This is a genomic window from Paenibacillus sp. ov031 (assembly GCF_900143165.1).
Classification (GTDB): domain Bacteria; phylum Bacillota; class Bacilli; order Paenibacillales; family Paenibacillaceae; genus Paenibacillus; species Paenibacillus marchantiae.
This window is the reverse complement of the sequence record NZ_FRDO01000005.1, coordinates 103,765-122,873: the sequence shown is the minus strand read 5'-3', so window position 1 is coordinate 122,873 and position 19,109 is coordinate 103,765. Positions and strand designations below refer to the sequence as shown.

General features: G+C 47.5%; 18 protein-coding genes. 10 read left to right on the top strand and 8 right to left on the bottom strand.

The window, feature by feature from the left end:
- Positions 1–369 precede the first annotated feature (369 nt).
- Entirely contained in the window at positions 370–1,599 is a 1,230-nt protein-coding gene (locus BUA17_RS20895) for a family 8 glycosyl hydrolase (protein ID WP_072734876.1), read from the top strand.
- A 254-nt stretch (positions 1,600–1,853) separates the two neighbouring features.
- Here BUA17_RS20895 and BUA17_RS20890 read toward each other — a convergent pair whose 3' ends face one another.
- The 6 genes from BUA17_RS20890 to BUA17_RS20865 all read right to left on the bottom strand — a co-directional run bounded on the left by BUA17_RS20890 (position 1,854) and on the right by BUA17_RS20865 (position 8,609).
- Entirely contained in the window at positions 1,854–3,179 is a 1,326-nt protein-coding gene (locus BUA17_RS20890; protein ID WP_072734875.1) for a 6-phospho-beta-glucosidase, read from the bottom strand.
- A 54-nt stretch (positions 3,180–3,233) separates the two neighbouring features.
- Positions 3,234–4,226, bottom strand: coding sequence for an N-acetylglucosamine kinase (locus tag BUA17_RS20885; RefSeq protein WP_072734874.1), 993 nt, complete (start codon positions 4,224–4,226; stop codon positions 3,234–3,236).
- Between the two features lie 33 nt (positions 4,227–4,259).
- On the bottom strand, positions 4,260–5,267 hold the full coding sequence (locus tag BUA17_RS20880; RefSeq protein ID WP_063567785.1) for a LacI family DNA-binding transcriptional regulator: 1,008 nt from the start codon (positions 5,265–5,267) through the stop codon (positions 4,260–4,262).
- A gap of 131 nt (positions 5,268–5,398) precedes the next feature.
- Positions 5,399–6,781, bottom strand: a complete 1,383-nt coding sequence (locus BUA17_RS20875; RefSeq protein WP_072734873.1) for an ABC transporter substrate-binding protein — start codon at positions 6,779–6,781, stop codon at positions 5,399–5,401.
- Between the two features lie 53 nt (positions 6,782–6,834).
- Entirely contained in the window at positions 6,835–7,719 is an 885-nt protein-coding gene (locus tag BUA17_RS20870) for a carbohydrate ABC transporter permease (RefSeq protein WP_063567787.1), read from the bottom strand.
- Positions 7,716–8,609 carry a carbohydrate ABC transporter permease gene (locus tag BUA17_RS20865; RefSeq protein WP_162493574.1) on the bottom strand — a complete coding sequence of 298 codons (894 nt, stop codon included), beginning with the start codon at positions 8,607–8,609 and terminating at the stop codon, positions 7,716–7,718. The genes BUA17_RS20870 and BUA17_RS20865 overlap by 4 nt, the downstream gene beginning before the upstream one ends.
- 453 nt (positions 8,610–9,062) lie before the next feature.
- Here BUA17_RS20865 and BUA17_RS20860 point away from each other — a divergent pair, with 453 nt between their 5' ends.
- Positions 9,063–9,419 carry a FlxA-like family protein gene (locus BUA17_RS20860; protein ID WP_072734872.1) on the top strand — a complete coding sequence of 119 codons (357 nt, stop codon included), beginning with the start codon at positions 9,063–9,065 and terminating at the stop codon, positions 9,417–9,419.
- A 149-nt stretch (positions 9,420–9,568) separates the two neighbouring features.
- Here BUA17_RS20860 and BUA17_RS20855 read toward each other — a convergent pair whose 3' ends face one another.
- A complete protein-coding gene (locus tag BUA17_RS20855) occupies positions 9,569–10,924 on the bottom strand; it encodes an MATE family efflux transporter (protein ID WP_063567794.1) in 1,356 nt (451 codons plus the stop codon).
- A 167-nt stretch (positions 10,925–11,091) separates the two neighbouring features.
- On the opposite strand from BUA17_RS20855, the gene BUA17_RS20850 reads away from it, so the two are divergent.
- The 8 genes from BUA17_RS20850 to BUA17_RS20815 all read left to right on the top strand — a co-directional run bounded on the left by BUA17_RS20850 (position 11,092) and on the right by BUA17_RS20815 (position 18,430).
- Positions 11,092–11,826, top strand: coding sequence for a class I SAM-dependent methyltransferase (locus BUA17_RS20850; protein ID WP_072734871.1), 735 nt, complete (start codon positions 11,092–11,094; stop codon positions 11,824–11,826).
- 177 nt (positions 11,827–12,003) lie between these two features.
- Complete coding sequence (locus tag BUA17_RS20845) at positions 12,004–12,582, top strand: RNA polymerase sigma factor (protein ID WP_083584802.1); 579 nt, start codon at positions 12,004–12,006, stop codon at positions 12,580–12,582.
- Positions 12,579–13,832, top strand: coding sequence for a hypothetical protein (locus BUA17_RS20840; protein ID WP_072734870.1), 1,254 nt, complete (start codon positions 12,579–12,581; stop codon positions 13,830–13,832). The genes BUA17_RS20845 and BUA17_RS20840 overlap by 4 nt, the downstream gene beginning before the upstream one ends.
- A 60-nt stretch (positions 13,833–13,892) precedes the next feature.
- Positions 13,893–14,351 (top strand): 2-thiouracil desulfurase family protein, encoded by a 459-nt coding sequence (locus BUA17_RS20835; protein ID WP_072734869.1) that lies wholly within the window; start codon positions 13,893–13,895, stop codon positions 14,349–14,351.
- 267 nt (positions 14,352–14,618) lie between these two features.
- A complete protein-coding gene (locus tag BUA17_RS20830; protein WP_072734868.1) occupies positions 14,619–15,296 on the top strand; it encodes an NAD(P)H-dependent oxidoreductase in 678 nt (225 codons plus the stop codon).
- A gap of 147 nt (positions 15,297–15,443) precedes the next feature.
- Complete coding sequence (locus tag BUA17_RS20825) at positions 15,444–15,755, top strand: ArsR/SmtB family transcription factor (RefSeq protein ID WP_063567799.1); 312 nt, start codon at positions 15,444–15,446, stop codon at positions 15,753–15,755.
- Between the two features lie 164 nt (positions 15,756–15,919).
- The gene (locus tag BUA17_RS20820; RefSeq protein WP_063567800.1) at positions 15,920–16,954 is read left to right on the top strand and encodes an LLM class flavin-dependent oxidoreductase; all 1,035 of its coding nucleotides are present in this window, start codon (positions 15,920–15,922) and stop codon (positions 16,952–16,954) included.
- A gap of 315 nt (positions 16,955–17,269) precedes the next feature.
- Positions 17,270–18,430: an AI-2E family transporter gene (locus BUA17_RS20815; RefSeq protein WP_063567801.1), complete on the top strand. Its 1,161-nt coding sequence runs from the start codon at positions 17,270–17,272 to the stop codon at positions 18,428–18,430.
- Positions 18,431–18,569: 139 nt separating this feature from the next.
- Here the strand turns inward: BUA17_RS20815 and BUA17_RS20810 are convergent, their stop codons facing one another.
- The gene (locus tag BUA17_RS20810) at positions 18,570–18,941 is read right to left on the bottom strand and encodes an ArsR/SmtB family transcription factor (protein ID WP_072734867.1); all 372 of its coding nucleotides are present in this window, start codon (positions 18,939–18,941) and stop codon (positions 18,570–18,572) included.
- Positions 18,942–19,109 lie beyond the last annotated feature (168 nt).

The window sequence follows — 19,109 nt, the reverse complement described above, 5'->3', positions numbered from 1 at the left end:
AAATCCCTCTCAAGCACTGGAAGCTTGAGGGGATTTTGTATGCCTGCGAAGAAGCAAGTAGTCGTCTATACGTGAGTGAATGAAGGCTTGATATTGAATTAATTAGGGTAGAGAGGGGTGATCTCTACCAAAATGTCGAATCAGGACTTTAGATTCAATCTCAGAAAGGTCTATTTACAAATATTAGAAAATCATTTAAAATAAATGTAAGCGTTTTAAAAGTTAAAGCGCTTTAACTTTTAGGTGGAGGTGATTGTGTCTCGCGAGTATCGAATCATGGTTTCTCCATCAAGATGCTGCATTGAATTTTAGGCTTAAAGGTTATGTCATGGATCAAAACCCATTTGGACCTAAAAGGAGCGTAAATTTATGAGAAAAAATAGGGGATTTTCGGTTAGCAGCAAGGCTGTTATGATGTGTTGTCTCGCTTTTCTTCTGATTCCGGCGAGCTTTGCTTTCGCCGCTCCAAACAAGCCGTTTCCGCAGCACACGACATATACCAGCGGCTCGATCAAGCCTAACCATGTTACGCAAAGTGCGATGGATAGCTCCGTGAAAGCGAAATGGGACAGCTGGAAATCGGCTTATCTGAAAACGGCGGGCACAGGCAAGTATTATGTGAAGTATCAGTCCAACGGGGATACCGTATCTGAGGCACACGGGTACGGAATGCTGGCAACTGTTATAATGGCCGGTTATGACGGCAATGCGCAGACCTATTTCGACGGACTTTATCAATATTATAAAGCGCATCCGAGCGCCAATAATTCGAAATTGATGGCATGGAAACAAAACAGCAGCTTCCAGAACATTGAAGGCGCCGACTCGGCCACGGATGGAGACATGGACATTGCTTATTCGCTCCTGCTTGCGGACAAGCAGTGGGGTAGCAGCGGCAGTATCAACTACCTTCAGGCCGGCAAGGACATTATCAATGCCATCATGCAAAGTGACGTGAATCAGTCCCAATGGACGCTGCGTCTTGGCGACTGGGCAACGGATAATACGTTCAAAAATGCTACCCGTCCATCGGACTTTATGCTGAATCACTTGAAGGCGTTCCAGGCAGCAACGGGTGATGCCAGATGGGCGAACGTGATCGACAAAACCTATACCATTGTCAACTCCTTATACAACGGGTACAGCTCATCAACCGGATTGCTTCCAGACTTCGTCGTTCTGTCGGGCTCGACGTACAAGCCAGCTTCAGCCGATTTTCTGGAAGGGGCGAACGACGGCAGCTACGATTACAATTCGTGTCGTACGCCTTGGCGGATCGCAACGGATTACCTGATGACTGGTGACAGCCGGGCACTCAGTCAGCTCAATCAAATGAATAGCTGGATCTCAACCAAAGTAAGCGGTAATCCTAGCAACGTAAAGGATGGTTATAAACTCAACGGCACGGTTACAGGTTCCGGCGGCAGCGGCGCGTTCTATGCACCGTTTGGTGTCAGCGCTATGACCTCGTCCGTGAACCAAAACTGGCTGAATTCCGTCTGGACCAAAACGGCCGGCAGCTCCAATGAAGGCTACTATGAAGATAGCATCAAGCTGTTCTCTATGATCGTGATGTCCGGCAACTGGTGGACATACTAAGCAACTTATAATCCGATGATTGCTCATATGCAAGCAGGCCGGGAGATTAGCTCCCGGCCTGCTTTTTTTATGGATAGAGAGCTAGGAGAATGTATTTAATGATTGATTTAAGAAAGCCTTATAGATGGAAAATGCCTAGAAACAACAAACCGCCATATCTCAGGAAATTCTGGGATATGGCGGTTTCTCTTAATGTGAAAGTACGTCGATAGACGTTTTTCTTATGGTATCAGGACGAATGGATGATAGCCGAATTATGCATTAGCTGCAGATTCAGTAAAGAACTGCGGCAAATATTCCTTGTTGGCTTCGAGCATTTCATCCAGCATCTGAATCGCCACTTCGACCGAAGGGACCAAAGGATGATGGACCAATGCCTGTATGGCCAATCCACGATCGCCGGTCACGGCAGCATCGATGGCGAGGCGCTCATAGGTTTTAACCGCATGGATCAGTCCAACTGCCATTGGAGGAACCTTGGTCAACGGCAGGGGCAGTGGACCGGTTTTGGTGACCACGCAGTTGACTTCAATGCTGGCATCGTCTGGCAGGAAATCAATGATACCTTGATTGGCTACGTTCAACGTCTGAATGTCATTCGTTCCGTTGTAGAGTGAGCGCATCAGGTTCACGGCTGCTTCGGAATAGAAGGCGCCGCCCCGCTGTTCCAGCTGTTTCGGTTTATCTTTCAGGTCCGGGTCATTGTAAAGCTCGAAAAGTTCTTCTTCGACGCGTTTAACCACTTCCGCACGGTTGCCGCCTTTTTGTAAGGATTCCAGCTGCTCTTCGAGCATGGCGTCGGTCATATAGAAATATTTCAAATAGTAGGAAGGCAGGGCATGCAGGGATTGCAGGAATTCCGGATTCCACTCCCGTGCAGGCACGTTCTTCGCGCTGTAACCGGCCGTATCGGACAGCATGTCATCCAGTTTGTCTTCTCCATTCACATCAATACGCGTAATCCAGTGGAGATGGTTCAGGCCAACAAACTCGGCATAGACGCGGTCCGCTTCTACGCCGTATTTGGCTGAGGTTTGCTTGATTAGGCCGATTGGTGCATTACAGAGACCAATGCTTTTAACGTTGGAATACTTCAGAATGGCTTCCGTGACCATACCCGCCGGATTCGTAAAGTTCAGCAGCCAGGCATTAGGAGCGAGTTCTTCAATATCACGGCAGATATCAAGCAGGACCGGAATCGTCCGCAGCGCCTTCATCATGCCTCCGGGACCAGTGGTTTCCTGACCGATCACGCCGTATTTCAGGGGAATGGATTCATCGCGGCCACGGGCGTCAAGCATACCGACACGCATTTGAGTGCTGACGAAGTCCGCACCCTTGATGGCTTCGCGGCGGTCGAACGTCAAATGTACTTCAATCGGCAGACCCGATTTCTCCACCATGCGTTTGGCCAAGTTGCCGACAATATTCAGTTTGCGCTGTCCCGGCTCAATATCTACTAGCCACAGCTCTCGTACAGGAAGCTCGGCATGGTGAAGGATGAACCCCTCAACGAGCTCCGGAGTATAGGAAGATCCACCACCGATTACCGCTATTTTCAGTCCTTGTTCATATGCCATTTTACACACTCCAGTCTTTTAAGAATTTTTTATGATGACATTGTTTATAGACGTTTATCTTGTTGTTTGATTAATATGTTCGAAGTCACGGAAGGCACGCATTTTGTCATATACATCCTGGCTTACCGCATGTCCGGCCGCATCCATAGCAGACCATAAGGCACCAACAACAGGCTCGGTGGCCAACGTTACGATGGTCGCATTTGGAGCGATGGTTGCAACAGTCTGTGCAATTTTGCTGCGTATCCAGCCGCGATCTCCCCTTGTTAGCAGACTTCCTGCCAGTATAACGTCAAAGGCGTCCTTTTCCATTCCAAGTTTGTGGATAACCGCAGCCGCTGATTTGCCAAGCTCTACGCCTTGACGGTTCAGAATTTCCAGAGCTACAGCATCGTCCTCTGCGGCAGCTTCAAATAGCAGCTTTGCTACATGGACAGGCACATGCTTGCCGTGATCCTGAAAGTCATCGAACATGTCGCTGACACTGTCATATCCAAGGAAGTTCAGCAGCAGGGGAGTTAGGAGCGTTGGCTGCTCACGGCCGTCCCAAGAACGGATGACAGAGCGGAACACCTCAATATTGAGGGAACCGCCACCGCCGAAATCACCGTACATATAATCAAAACCGCCGACCTGTATATGTTCTCCTGCCGGATTGCGGCCTGCGGAGTTGGTGCCTGTGCCGCAGATCAGCGCGACCCCGTAAGGCCGGTTCGTACCTGCGCGCAGACCGATCATCGTGTCACAGTTAATCGAGTAGTTCTGGGTGAATCCGATTCCTTGAACCAGAGGGTGCAGGATTCGGTAATCTACCTCCCGATCTGCGCCTGCAAGTCCGAAATAGGTGTGCGAGATTTCATGAATCCGCAGTCCTGCTTCGTTTAGAGCTCCTTCTGCAGCTTCCCGTATGCTTTGTGCGGCCAAGGCGCGGTCAATCTGGTGATTGCCGTTGCCGCCCACGCCTTTGCCAAGCACATTGCCGAAGTCATCGGTCAGCAGGGCGTATGTTTTTGTTCCTCCCCCATCGATTCCCAAGTAGTAAGCCAATGGTCGTCACTCCTATATATAAGGTTATATTTTTTATCCGGTTGTACCTTTTGTTGGTGATCCAGTAGATTCTCTCACGATGAGTTCAGGATCGATCCTTACATTAGCCCCGCGTTTCATCGTACCGTCCATGCGTTTCAACAGCATATCCGCAGCGGCGACCCCAATGCGGTCGGCAGGCTGCCGGACCGTTGTCAGATGGGGGTGCAGCTTGGATGAAATATACTGATCGTCATAGCCGACGATAGCTACCTGTTCAGGCACCTTGATGCCTTCTTCCATGAGGGCGTTCACGACCCCAAGCGCGATATGATCATCGCCCGCGAACACCGCGGAAGGCAGGCGTCCCTCACGCAGCCATTTGCGGCAGATGTCATAACCAAAATCGATTTCGAAATCGCCCGTGATCATTTCAAATGGAGCCAGATCTTTTTCCTTAAGTGCCTGCAGGAAACCGCTGCGACGCTCTCTCGTACTGCGGAACATGTTTTGTCCGCTTAAGTGCGCGATGGAGGTATGGCCGAGATCAAGCAGATGCTTCGTAGCGGCATAGCCACCTTTGTAGTTATCGATCGTTACCGAAAAAGTATCATTCTCCGGCTTCTGATTGTCGATTAGGACATAAGGAATATTGCGCCGCTTCAGTTCCACGATGTAGTTATCCTCTTCCATCGGCGAGAGCAGAATAAGTCCGTCTACCCGGTCCTCCTGGATCAGGTAATGGGTTTCATCGGAGCCAATGCCGGTAGAGACCGAAACGGCCAGAAAATAGCCGTGAAGTGCAAGCACTTCGTTCAGCTCTTTAACGACGGTGTCGAAGAAGGAATCCTGAAGAGTGGTCATGATCAAGCCGACGATTCCTGTCTTACCGCGAGCTAAACTCCGCGCAGCAGCGTTGGGATGGTAATCGAGCTCCTTGATGGCTTCCAGAACCTTTTGCCTATTTTTCTCTCGCACGGATTCGGCACCGTTTAAGACGCGTGAGACCGTTACGACGGACAGCCCTGATTTCTTTGCAACATCAAATATACTAACCTTCATTGTTTATTCTCCTTGCGGCAGATTTTCCGTACTTTATATTGACTTAACAATAGTATACATGTACGGAGGCTTAGCCGCGAAGCTAATTTGATAGATGCACCGCCCCTTGCAGGACGGCACAATGTCTAGCGTTAACGTTTGATAATTTCCATGACCTTTTTCTGAATCGTCGGCATCACTTCTTCAACGGTGTTGTGTCCGGTATCGATCGGCTGCATCTCATTAATGAACATGTCGTTGATCTGAGAATAGTGGGTGATCAGGTGGTTATAGGATTCAAAGCCGTATTTCACAGCGCCTTCGTAAACCTTCTTCACATCTGCCGCATCGATGCCATCAAAATGCTTGTAATAGGTTTCGGCTGCCTTCGTATTCACTGGAGGGTTACCACCGCTCAGGTCGATGGATTTTTCCTGAATTTCGTCGCTGACCAGATACTTGATCCATTCAAAAGCTTCCTTCGGATGTTTGGAGCCCTTCAGAATCAAGAGCGGATCGACGAACAGCACGCTGCGGACCTTGTCATTGCCGCCGGCAGGCACTGCAGCCACGCCAACCTTGAAAGGAAAGTCATTGGAGCCCGCAAGGCTCCATGAGCCGCTGACGGTCATACCCACCTTGCCGGTTACGAACGCATCGCCGTTTTGCCCCGCTACGCTTTTGCTCCATTCCGTTGTCGGAGACACTTTATCTTTTAAGATCAGGTTGAACAACTTGTTATAGGCTGCGATGACTTCAGGCGAATCAAAATAAGTCTCGGATGGTACGCCGCCGTTGGTCCAGGTATCCTGGGAGTAGGGTTCAGCTCCGAAATAGAGCGGGCGCATATCGCGCTCGGACCATGTGAAGTCAACGCCATATTGAGTTTTGGCAATATCATTGGATACATGCGTCATTTTCTTCGCGTCTTCGACCATTTTGTCAAACGTCCAGCTCTTGTCCTCGTAATCGCTTGGAGGATAAGCAACGTTGGCAGCATCGAACATGTCTTTGTTGTAGAGCATCAGAGAGACGTACATGTTGACCGGAATACCGTAGACTTGGTCTTTGACGGTGTAGATTTTCATAAGATCATCCGGGATGTTGTAGTCGGACGCCTTAAATCCGTCTTCCTTAATAATGTCGTTCATATCAAGCAGCATGTCTTTGTTGTAATACTCTGCAAAACCGCCGTATCCATAATGGCTTGTGACGTCAGGCGATTTGCCCCCGGCAATCAGCGTTTGGAGTTTACTGTCGAACTGCTCGTAAGGAGCTTTCTCGATTTTCACCTTAATATTCGGATGTTGGGCTTCAAAATCCGGAACGAGCTTTTCGATAAAGGTGCGATCCTCGGAATCGATGGTGTAGTGCGTTATGGTTACTTGCCCTTCTGAGTTAGCGCTATCGCCATCGTTACCAGGTACGACATCTCCCGCTGATTTGCCGCCGCTACAGCCGGACAAAGCCAATACGACGAGCATGCTGGTCGCAAGCAAAAGTGTAAAAGACTTTTTGATCCTTATCGTTTTCATGAATTACAGTCCCCCATATATTCAAGTTTTTTGCCGCCCCTGCGGCGGAGTCTTTACTTGATGCCTGTAAGTACAATTCCTTCCACAAACCGCTTCTGGGCTATCGCAAACAGGGTCACGATCGGCAGCATGGCGAGTACGGAGGCGACCATGAGCAGATGCCACGGCGGAATTCGGAAACGCGAAGATGTGAAGGAAGACATACCGACCGGAAGCGTAAACTTATCCGATGAGCTTAAATAGAGCACAGGTGTCAAAAGGTCATTCCAGCTGTAGATGAAGGCAAAGATCGCAACGGTTGCAAGTGCTGGACCAGACAGAGGCAAAGCAATCTGTCGCCACATCCGGAACTCGCTGCAGCCATCGATACGTCCGGCGTCAAACAGCTCATCCGGCAGCGTGGTAAAGAACTGTCGCAGCAAAAAGATGTTGTATGCTGAACCGAAAAATGCAGGGACAATCAGCGGCAGGAAGGTATCGATCCAGTTCAGCTTGGAAAAGAGAATGAACTGTGGGATCATAATCGCTGGATATGGAAGCATCATGGTGCTGAGCATGAGCATGAACCACAAGTTGCTGCCCTTGCCCCGATATCTGGCGAAGCCATATCCTGCAAGCGCCGACGAAAACAGGGTGCCGACAACAGTCAAAATGCCGATAATGAGACTGTTCATATACATTTGACCGAAGTTCAGCGTGTCGAAAATTTCTCTGTAGTTACTCCACTGCCAGGACTCCGGCAGAAAGGTCGGAGGAAACGTCAGCAGTTCCTTCTTCGATTTCAGTGAGGTAGAGACCATGAAAAACAAAGGGAGGAGCATGAGAAAGGTGGTGACCACCAGGGCAATGAAGCTGGCAATGCTAACCGCATCGATTTTGCGCCGGCGTTTATTCACAGAAGGTGAAGCCCCTGGGCCGGCAGTCGGAATCGTACTCATTTGCGTCCGCCTCCTTCATAGTGAACATAACGGTTCGAGAGTTTGATAATAAGCGCTGTAAACGCCATGACGACGATCAGCAGTACCCAAGCGAGTGCCGAGGAGTAGCCCGCTCTGTATTCCTTGAAGGCGCTGGTGTACAGGTTGTAAACGTAGAACCAGGTCGAGTAGTTTGGACCCCCTTGGGTCATTACATACGCCTGCGTAAATACTTGGAAGGAATCAATGACGCCCATAATCAGTTGGAACAAAAGTACCGGTGAAATCATGGGCAGCGTTACGTTCAGGAAAATCCGGAAACGTCCCGCACCGTCAAGCTTGGCGGCTTCCACGAGGCTTGAAGGAACACCCTGAAGTCCCGCAAGGAACAAAATCATGCCTGAGCCCACCGTCCAGAAGGACATAATCATCAGAGCGTAAAGCGCATAATCGGGGCTCATGAGCCAGGCTGGGCCGCTAATGCCGAACCAGGACAGCACGTAATTGAACAGACCGATCGATGGGTTGAAAATCCAGTACCACAGCAAGGACATGGCGACGCCGGATACCATGCTCGGAAAATACATGGCCGTGCGAAAAAATCCGCGGAATGGTATTTTCGCATTGAGCAGGAGAGCAAATCCAAGTGCCAGCAGCAGCTGGATCGGTACACTGATAAAGGTATAGCGCACCGTTACGACAACAGATTTCCAAAACAGGTCATTTTGAAACATTTCTTTGTAATTCGCGAGTCCGACATATTTCGGCGGGTGGATAATGTCATAGTCCGTAAAGCTGTAATAAAGGGATGACAGAATCGGATACAAGGCAAACACGAAGAAACCGATAAGCCATGGAGAGATGAAGAGGTACATGTAAAATGTCTGCCGCCGGCTTTCGCGATGGGTCACATAAACACCAACCTTTCTAAATGATATAAAGTTATAACGCTTTAACTTTCGTAGTTGAGTTTCCCCGAAATTAAAAGGTTTCATGTGATGTTATGTAATTGAAAGTTAAAGTGCTTTAACTTTATTATCCGGACTGATGAGATTATCATAGTGGATGGTTTCTCAATTATCAACCCTTTTTTTGGATGTTTGTAAGCGCTACCTTCGTTGAAGCTTCGTAAGTTCTTTCAAAACGCCTGATAAAGGCTGATTTAGAAAGGCTTTTTGGGGGGAATCAAGCCCTCGAAAATTCACGAAACTTCTTGGAAGGAATTTTTGCGAAAGGATCGGGTAACTTTGTTCGAAAAACTAGAAATGGCCGGCGCCAATCATTCAGCAACCTTTCAGTTGAATTTAACGTTCCTATCGTCTGTATGGGATATAGTGGAACCAAGAAAGAGGAGGAGATCAACAATGAATATTTCTTCAGCAGCAAGTTCCACGACATCCTACATATCCACGTCTTCATCCAGTTCGAACAGCACAAGTGAGTTGGAAAAACAAAAGACGAAGCTTGAGGCCGAATTGGAGAAAGTACAATCCAGCAAGGACGATGATAAAACCAAGGAGACCAAAACGAAGCAGCTGCAGCAGCAAATCAAGCAAATCGAAGCTCAAATCTCGCAGCAAAGCTCCCAGAGCAGCGGGACAACCGGAACCAAAGAAGCGCCGCCGGCCAAACCACCAACGAATGGTATGCAAGCAGCATCCCCGCAACAAATTGCAAATGCAACGACGGACAGCAATGGCCGATTTGATATTCGGGTATAAGAAGGAATACAGAACTTAATTTAAAACCGAATATAAAATAATTTAAACCAACGAGCTAATCGATAAGTTGGAGCTGATTGGCTCAACCAAAAGACCTGCCTGATCTCTATAGATCAAGCAGGTCTTTTGGTTGTTCACATGTACATGTTTTATTCAATCGTTAAACCGTTTATCCGTTCAGAGATGGCTCTTTTTTTATAGTACATGCCGATAGTCACCAGAACCACCATCTCGGATAGCGGAACGGCAAGCCAAACGCCTGTAACACCGAAGAATGAAGGGAGGATCGCAATCAAAGCAACCATAATAATCATCTCGCGTGCAGCTGTAATCCAGATGGCCATTTTGGCATTTCCGACAGATTGAAAGTACGTGCTCATGACAAAGTTAATACCCATGAACAAGTATGCAAAAGTAAATATTCGCAAACCGTACACGGCGTTATCCGTCACGCTGGCACTGAAGTTCCCGAAGATTTGCACAAAATAAGGTGCGCCCAGTTGTACAACGAGTAACAGCAGGACCCCACATGCCAGAGCCGTTCTGGAGGCTAAACGAATGGTCTGTTTTTCCCGATCCATCTGTTTGGCTCCGTGATAATAACTGACCAAAGGTTGGGCAGCGGAGGCTAGACCGAGAAATGCGAGCAGTACAACACCATGAATATAGTTCAAAACTGTAAAAGATGCCACGCCATCCGTGCCCGCAATCCGATCCAGTGAGATGTTGTGAGAGATGGAGAAGACGGACATGCCTAGTTCAGCAAGGAAGCTTGGAAACCCAATGAGTACAATAGAAGCCAGCAGTTTGGTATTCCATTTGAAGCGAGTGAATTTGAGATTATTATTTTTTCTGAAAAAGTGAGTCAGCAACACAAGAAGCGCCAGAGATGCCGATATAATTGTACCAATCGCGACGCCACGAACGCCCCATTCCAGTACGTATAACGTTATATAGTTAAGCACAATATTAGCTACCGCAAATGTAATCTGAGCATACATGGATGTATTGGGATTGCCGTCGTTACGAACAAAAATAGTAAGTGCATTCTCAATGGTGAAGACAAAACCGAACAACAGCATAATATTCATATAGTCTGCAGCAAACGGGAATGTTTCAGTATTGGCACCAAGGGCCAAAACAAGCTTATCTCTGAAAGTATATGCCGTATATCCGATAACCATTGTAATCAGCAAAATAATCGTAATGGATTTAGTGAAGATTTGTTTCGCTGTCGTGGGGTCCTTCTTACCCATATAGGTGGAATACAAGGTTGCCCCGCCCATTCCGATCCATAGCGACATAGCTACAAAAAGCGTATAGACAGGAGATGCAATCCCGATTCCCGCCAACGCTGTAGAACCCAGTTTGTGTCCAACCATAATGCCGTCGATAATAAAATTGAAAGCGATAACGAGCATCCCTAATATGGAAGGCACGAGGTAGCTTACAAATGCCTTACCTACAGATTGCCTTTCTAATGGATGCGTCCAATTTGTGTTCATGATGACCTCCGTTAGTATACTGAATGTTCGTTCTATATTATATTATACCGAACGTTCGTTCTGTATAATAACATGCCGAGAATTTGGTTGGCAACTTTTCCAAAAGATGATCGTTTATATGGTAGAGTTAATAGAGCATCTTTTATGACACGGGAGGGAATCTCTTTATGAAGCAAAACAAATATGATGAAGCTGAGTTTTTCGGCAATTACAGTCAGATGGCTCGATCTACCCAAGGGTTGGAGGCTGCTGGCGAGTGGCATGAACTGCAAACGATGCTGCCTGAATTAAAGGGCAAGAACGTATTGGATCTGGGGTGCGGCTTTGGTTGGCACTGTCGATATGCACGTGAGCAACACGCTAGTTCTGTGGTTGGCGTGGATTTGTCTGAAAATATGTTGCAACGTGCACGCGAGATGACGGATGATCCTCAGATCGAGTACCAGCGTATGGCGATTGAGGATATTGATTTTGCACCCGGACAATTTGATGTAGTGATCAGCTCACTGGCTTTGCATTATATCGAGCGTCTGGATCAGGTATACGCCAAAATCAATGCATGTCTTGTTCAAGGAGGTACGTTTGTCTTATCTGCGGAACATCCCATCTTCACGGCGCGGGCGGAGCAGGACTGGCATTATGGAGCTCAAGGTGAAATACTGCATTGGCCTGTGGATCATTATCAAGAGGAAGGGCAGCGGATAGCGAACTTTTTGAATCAGGACGTGGTGAAATATCATCGGACGATGGCGACTCATCTGAATGAATTGATTCAGGCTGGTTTTGTCATTCAACAGGTAGCCGAGTCCAAGCCATCTCCTGAGATGATGGAGCAGGTTCCCGGTATGCGAGACGAGAATCGTCGGCCGATGTTTCTGATGATTGCCGCGGTTAAGGCTTGAGCAGCAGCTTCGGCGGTATCAAAATGAAGTTTATGGGTTTTATACTAGATAGACCAGCGCGTTCAGTACATCTGGACTTTGCTGGTTTATTTTATTTTGTAGGAGAGGGAGAAGAAATAAACCGTTTGGGAACCAAATCCGAATGGACGTAGTCTTATTAAGTGAGGTGAACATCAGTTGGACTATCAATATCTGGCACACGCTCAGACGATCGACAATTATACACTTAGCAGCATGATGGATGAGTACGGGAACGATGTATGGAACTACGCGTACTTTCTGACCAAAAGTACCGAGCAGGCGGATGAATTGTCACAGGAAGTGTTTATCCGGGCATATTCCGGGATCGCCCATTTTCGAGGAGAATGCTCATTGAAGACATGGCTGCTGACCATCACTAGGAACACGACATTTACATACCGGAAATCCAGATTTTTTCGCAGCAGTTTATGGGGAGAGACACTGCCAATCCCCACGGAACAGGGGAATACGAGCATGGGTGAGATGAAGCCTGGAAAATGGGTTCACCCCTCTGCCGAAGCCGAGGCGATCAGCAGGGAGCACATTCACGAAATCTGGGACATCATCATGGCTCTGCCGGACAAATTCCGGGAATTGCTTTTGCTGCATCTGAAGTATGAGCTTAAGACGAGTGAAATTGCGGAAATGCTGGGCATCAGCGCGGGAACGGTCAAATCGCGACTGTCCAGAGCGAAGGCCAAAGTACGGAAACAGTGGGAGGAGCGAAGTGAATGAAACATATGGATGACGAATGGGAAAAAGTAGTCAAACAGGAGCCGTTTGCGGCGTCTCCTTTTACCGAGGAGCATAAACAGAACGTACTTCGTCAGGTAGCCTGGCTCAAATCGGGATCTGCACAGAAAATGAGTGATGTTGGGGATAAGTCCGCCGAGCAAAACACCCTGCCCAATCAACACAGACGCCGTCTTCGCTCCCGCAGAGCTGTTATTGCGTGCACGACGATTGCAGCCGTGGCAGCGGCGGTCATTCTCTGGAACGGACAGATTGTGGAGCCTGTAATTGAAAAAGTATATCCCACAGCAGCGCTGCAATATACCGATGATGCCGGCATGAGCCTGCTCACTGACAAGATGAAAAAGAATGTAGCCGTCACGATGCGAGACTATCTTGGCAAACAATTACGTATAACCAAAGTGCAGGACCTGCCTGTCTCTGGAAGAGTCTCCGTCGAGGCTGGAAAAGAAGGCGATGCAGAATATGCGTTGATCTGGCTTGATGCGGCAACAGGCAATCTACGTGAGGTACAGATGAGACGGGAGATGGCAGCTAATGAGCTGGAGCATCGTTATTTGCGTCAGATTCCTTCACTGCTTCAAGGCATTGGTGGGGACCCTGCGCTCACACCGCTATCAGCCAATCGATATGTGGGAATGAAGCAGGGCGAATTGGAGCCGAAATCGTATACTACACTTACGTTAGAGAATAAAAAAAGCTATGGAGAGATTATTTGGTTACAGGATGAAGCGATCTCCGTTTCAGGTGATCTCGATCCTGATCAAGTTTCCCAAACTGCTTTGGCAAATGCAGAGGATTCCATTGAGGCGTTTTCTGGCAAAACTGCTCCCGATCTGACGAGCATACACCGGACCAAAGATGATGAGAATGGTAAGGATACATTTACTTTTAATTTTGGAGATCGTTATTTTGTGCAAACAACTGAAGGAAAGTCAGGTTTAAGTTATTCTGTTATGAATGCGAAGTATAATAGAAAAGAATTGAATACTATGGAAGAAATGGAGGCTTATCATAAGGAACTGCTTGAAATGAAAGAATCCATCCTTAGGGAAAAGGCAGCACCTATAATCAAGAAAATATTCAATGTTGATCTTCAAGCATATAAACTCCGTCGTATGCCGGAAACGCTCGGAATCGTTTCATTTGAACTTGAATCTACCACAGATGCCTTTCAGATTGAGTACAATGAAGATGCTCGTATCACAATGATCAAGCGGGATACTCTCTAAGACTTGATTTCATATGGTACAATCAATTTAATAGATGATTGGAGCATAAGGAGCATAACGATGAAATATTTGGTGAGTTCATGTCTTGCTGGCGTAGCCTGCCGTTACAACGGAACAGCGAGTCTGGATGCAAAGATTCAGGAGCTTGTGGAGCAGGAACAGGCAAAGATGGTCTGCCCGGAGCTGCTTGGAGGGTTTTTCACCCCGCGGGAGCCAGCTGAAATTATCGGCGGTACGGGTAAGGATGTGCTGGCAGGTACAGCCAAGGTCATTGAGAAGAGTGGCAATGACGTCACGGATCTGTACATTAAAGGAGCCTATCAGACACTTGAATGGGCGCAAAAACTGGATGTCACCTGTGTGGTGCTTAAAGAATTCAGTCCTTCCTGCGGTACACAGATGATCTACGATGGTAACTTTGCCAACCACAAAGTCGTGGGCGAAGGGGTTACTTCTGCTTTGCTGCGGCAAGAGGGATTTACGGTTATCTCGGAAAATGAGTTCATGGAACAGTTATAATTGTCGTAATCACAATAATCTCTGATACGAATTACAGGTAAGTCGCCTTGGGGAGCAGCAGATCCATGGCGACTTGTTTTTTTGTTACAACAGGGCATGCACTTGATTATCGAAAAAACCTTGCTAGAAATAATAGTTACTTTTATATACTAAGAAACATTATTGTGCGTACTTTTATATTTTGATTATAAACTCTAAAATAATACTCAGGTATTCAAGTTCAGACCATAAACAGGAACATAAACAAGAAAAGGATGTGCAGATCATATGGAAGCCTCGGCAAAAGCCATTTCGAAAGAAAACATTTTGAACGCTTACTATTTTCGGCATGCAACCAAACAGTTTGATGCTTCACGTATCATTTCGGCTGAAGATTTTGAGTTTATTCTAGAAACGGGACGGTTGTCGCCAAGCTCAATTGGTTTGGAACCATGGAAATTTCTGATTGTGCAGAACCCGGACTTCCGTAAGCGTCTGTCCGAAGTTTCTTCCGGGGCTCAGAAACAATTAGCGAAGGCAAGCCATTTTATTGTCATTCTGGCGCGGTCTGAGGCGAGTTATAACTCGCCTTACGCGGAATATATGCTGAAAGAAATCAAGGGCATGCCGGATGACGTATTTGAGCTGACCCGTGAAGCTTATGGCAAATTTCAAAAGAACCAACGAATGCTTGAGAACCCGCGTACTTTATTTGACTGGGCGTCCAAACAGACCTACATCGCTCTCGGTAATATGATGACTGCGGCAGCGCTGATTGGTATCGATTCCTGCCCAATTGAAGGGTTTAGATATGAAGACGTACATCGTATTCTGGAAGAGGAAGGTTTGCTTGAGGATGGACAATGGGATGTTTCCGTCATGGCAGCCTTCGGTTATCGGGCGGAAGATCCGCCACGCGAGAAATCCCGTCAGCCTTTGGATAAAATCACGCAGTGGATTGATTAAGCTTATCAGTCCATGCTGGAACAAGTAAAAGAAACGGTCAGCACCAAGTTCTAAACGTATTCACTTGTATTTATTGGCAGGCCGGTTCGTTCGTTGAATCGGTCTGTTTGGTTTGCAAAATGAAAGAAAGGCGGTATAATCTTACCCATGGAACCTATACTCATATTCAAAGCATTATCCAACGAGACACGTCGACAGATTCTGTTGTGGCTCAAAAACCCGGAGCAACACTTTCCACCGCTGGAGTTATCCCAGCATCCGGATGCAGGAAAGAGCGGCATATGTGTTGGAACGATTCAGGTGAAGGCCGGACTGGCTCAATCCGTCATATCCAGCTATCTGCTGACCATGCTCAAAGCCGGGTTGCTGATCTCCGAGCGTAGGGGACAGTGGACGTATTATCGCCGCAACGAAGAAACCATTCGTCAATTTGCCGAGTACGTACAGCACGAGCTATAAGCCGGACGCCGAGACGGAAGCAAGAATGCAGGTGCAGGCGGGTATTCCGTCCGGATGTAAACGGCTAGAGGAGCAGCTCTGTGACATCATTTTTTTGCGCTTTTACATCTATATATCTGGATATACAAAAATAAAAATATGAACAAAGAGGAGAACTTTCTATTATGTCTACCGAAAACACAGCTTCATCCCATAAAAAACTTATTAACGACGTTAAATTGTCCATACTGGATTTGGCTCCTGTCGTAGTAGGTGCCACACCTGCGGATGCGCTTCGCAACAGTCTGGATCTTGCTCAGCACGCCGAGCGTTGGGGATATCACCGTTACTGGGTAGCGGAACACCACAACATGCCGGGCATCGCTTCTTCCGCGACCTCGGTTGTCATTGGTTACCTTGCAGGTGGAACGAAGACCATTCGTCTCGGATCAGGCGGAATCATGCTGCCTAACCATGCGCCGCTTGTTATTGCCGAACAGTTTGGCACGTTAGAGTCACTGTATCCAGGCCGTATTGACCTTGGGCTGGGCCGTGCACCGGGAAGTGACCGACGTACGTCTCTTGCTTTGCGTAAAGACCTGAACAGTGGTGAAGATTTCCCCGAATTGCTGGCTGAACTTAGAGCATACTTCGATGCTTCTGCTACATCGTATCACGCGCCTGTTCGCGCTGTACCCGGTGAAGGGTTGAATATCCCGATTTACCTGCTCGGCTCCAGTGATTTCAGTGCTCGTCTCGCCGGACAGCTGGGATTGCCGTTTGCTTTTGCCAGCCACTTCTCACCGGATTACACCCGGATTGCACTTGAAACGTATCGGAGCAGCTTCCAACCATCCGATTACTTGAAGGAACCCCATGTTATTGTGGGTGTAAATGCTGTCGTGGCGGATACCGACGAAGAAGCAGCATGGCTTGGCACAACGATGCAGCAGCAGTTCTTGAACATTATTCGTGGCACAACCGGATTGGTGCAGCCACCAGCCGATATGGAAGGCAAATGGACAGATCGTGAGAAAGCTGGTGTAGAGCAGACGCTAAAAGCAGCTGTGAACGGTTCTCCAGAGACCGTGCGTGGTCAACTGGAATCATTTATTGCTCAGACCCAGGCGGATGAGCTGATTATTACGTCGATGATCTATGATCATCAGGCACGCCTGCACTCGTATGAGCTGATCGCTCAACTGGCGGGAAAAGCATAACAAAAGCATAAACTCAACAGCGGACGTGAACAAAAGGCTCGCATGCCGCTGACATATTAACGGTTTGTCTCTTCGGAGGCGAGCCGTTTTTTGGTAGGGAAATTATTCAAAGGAGTTGTATGGGGCAGAAGGTTCTTTTTAGGGTAAAATGAACTTACCGGTCTAATTTGAAACGGTTAAACAGCGCCATACGTATAAACTCAATGTGTTATACATATGTTGGCTTGTACAAGCAACTTTATGCGCAGTCAAGAAACGTGCAGGTTTACAGCTTATGCTTTTGATAAAGGATACATAAGAGAGGAAGACACGCCTATGGAGCAACCCGAGCAACCCCGCATTTGGCCGGATCGGTTTAAACGATTTTTTCTGAATAATAAGTTCGTGCTTTTTCTGTTAATTTTACTGCTGGTAGGACTGAACGTGATGGTTCTTACCAAAGTATCCTTTGTTTTGCACCCGCTCGCGGTGCTGATCAAGACGATTGTGCTGCCGATTATTCTGTCGGGTATTCTCTATTACCTGCTGAATCCGATTGTGGATGTCATGGAGAAATGGAAAATCAAACGTGGCTGGTCCATTCTGATCTTATATCTGGCTATCGGGGGCATCCTGACAGTCGTGGTACTGGCGGTCATTCCGGTCGTACGTAACCAGATTACGAGTCTGATTGAAAATTTTCCAACGTACAGTGAGACGGTCAAACAGCAGTTTGAGCAGCTTACGGGCAGCAAGCTGTTCGGTCAGTTCCAGGAGACAGTCAATTTGAATTCTCAGGACTGGTGGGGCACGATTTCCCAGAAAGCCACTGACATTCTGAACTCGACCTGGAACAAATTGGGCGGATTCCTCGGAGCGTTCACCGAGACGGTGCTGTCCATTGTAACGGTTCCGTTTATCCTGTTCTATCTGCTGAAAGACGGCAAGAAGCTTCCATCGAAAATTCTGTCTTTCCTGCCAATCAAGAGTCGTACAGGTGCAATGCATGTGCTGGAAGATATCAATCACCAGATCAGTTCGTTCATTCGTGGACAGATTATCGTTAGCTTCTGCATAGGTATTCTGCTATACATCGGTTATATGATTATTGGTCTGGACTATGCGCTGATTCTTGCGATTATCGCATCGTTTACGAGTGTTGTACCGTACCTGGGACCTGCAATTGCGATTACGCCTGCGCTGATCGTGGCTCTGGTCACTTCTCCCGTGATGCTGCTGAAGATGGTAGCGGTGTGGACGATCGTGCAATTAATTGAGGGTAAATTCATCTCACCTCAGATTATGGGCAAAACGCTCAAAATTCACCCCATCACGATTATCTTTGTCATTCTGACTTCAGGTAATCTGTTCGGTGTAGTGGGCATTCTGCTGGCTGTTCCGGGATACGCAGTGCTGAAAGTATGTGTGTCGCATATCTTCAACTGGTTCAAGGAACGATCCGGCCTGTATGATCCGAAGAATAACAATCTACTGTAACCGAAGTGGGCAAGCCCGTAGCTAGAGCATGATAAACTTCTTTTTCTGGCAAAACGGTGCCCTAATTCAACAGAACCCCCGTCCATCGGCTAACAGCCGAGAGGCGGGGGTTCTGTTGTGTGAACAGGCTGGCTGATGCCTAGCCATGTTTAATATGCTGAAGCGTCTGCAGGAAAATCTGCTCAATGTGTGTATCATCCAGAGAATAATACACGGTCTTGCCTTCTTTGCGCCGCTTGACAATCCGCATGTTGCGGAGTGATCGCAGCTGGTGCGAAATGGCCGACTGTCCCATATCGAGCAGCACCGTCAGATCATGAACACATAATTCCTTCTGCAACAGTGCATCAATAATACGAAGCCGTGTCGGGTCACTGAAAGCCTTGAACCAATCAGCCATCTCGGAAGAGGTATCGCGATCCATGAGAGAAGCACGAATGGTCTGCACGTCAGCCTCTGTTCCAGAGCAGGCCGCGTCGCATTCGGCTGGAGCTTTAACCGGTTGTTCCATTTCCTATCACCACCTATATTAACTCAACCTTTGATTTGATCAAATGTTCTTCGATAAGCCTATTATATCCAAAAAACGTCTAAAGCGAAATGATTACTATTAGCATATTCTGTATGAAAAATCAAACGGAATTGTTGACACTCATGTTTAAGCGTGCATATAATAGGG

Bases quoted from the DNA above. Each gene is read 5' to 3' on its own strand.
- BUA17_RS20820 (WP_063567800.1), top strand. From the start codon at position 15,920: ATGTCTACCGAAAACACAGCTTCATCCCATAAAAAACTTATTAACGAC.
- BUA17_RS20880 (WP_063567785.1), bottom strand. From the start codon at position 5,267: ATGAAGGTTAGTATATTTGATGTTGCAAAGAAATCAGGGCTGTCCGTC.
- BUA17_RS20890 (WP_072734875.1), bottom strand. From the start codon at position 3,179: ATGGCATATGAACAAGGACTGAAAATAGCGGTAATCGGTGGTGGATCT.
- BUA17_RS20830 (WP_072734868.1), top strand. From the start codon at position 14,619: ATGGAAGCCTCGGCAAAAGCCATTTCGAAAGAAAACATTTTGAACGCT.
- BUA17_RS20835 (WP_072734869.1), top strand. From the start codon at position 13,893: ATGAAATATTTGGTGAGTTCATGTCTTGCTGGCGTAGCCTGCCGTTAC.
- BUA17_RS20840 (WP_072734870.1), top strand. From the start codon at position 12,579: ATGAAACATATGGATGACGAATGGGAAAAAGTAGTCAAACAGGAGCCG.
- BUA17_RS20870 (WP_063567787.1), bottom strand. From the start codon at position 7,719: ATGAGTACGATTCCGACTGCCGGCCCAGGGGCTTCACCTTCTGTGAAT.
- BUA17_RS20860 (WP_072734872.1), top strand. From the start codon at position 9,063: ATGAATATTTCTTCAGCAGCAAGTTCCACGACATCCTACATATCCACG.
- BUA17_RS20825 (WP_063567799.1), top strand. From the start codon at position 15,444: ATGGAACCTATACTCATATTCAAAGCATTATCCAACGAGACACGTCGA.
- BUA17_RS20875 (WP_072734873.1), bottom strand. From the start codon at position 6,781: ATGAAAACGATAAGGATCAAAAAGTCTTTTACACTTTTGCTTGCGACC.
- BUA17_RS20815 (WP_063567801.1), top strand. From the start codon at position 17,270: ATGGAGCAACCCGAGCAACCCCGCATTTGGCCGGATCGGTTTAAACGA.
- BUA17_RS20895 (WP_072734876.1), top strand. From the start codon at position 370: ATGAGAAAAAATAGGGGATTTTCGGTTAGCAGCAAGGCTGTTATGATG.
- BUA17_RS20855 (WP_063567794.1), bottom strand. From the start codon at position 10,924: ATGAACACAAATTGGACGCATCCATTAGAAAGGCAATCTGTAGGTAAG.
- BUA17_RS20850 (WP_072734871.1), top strand. From the start codon at position 11,092: ATGAAGCAAAACAAATATGATGAAGCTGAGTTTTTCGGCAATTACAGT.
- BUA17_RS20810 (WP_072734867.1), bottom strand. From the start codon at position 18,941: ATGGAACAACCGGTTAAAGCTCCAGCCGAATGCGACGCGGCCTGCTCT.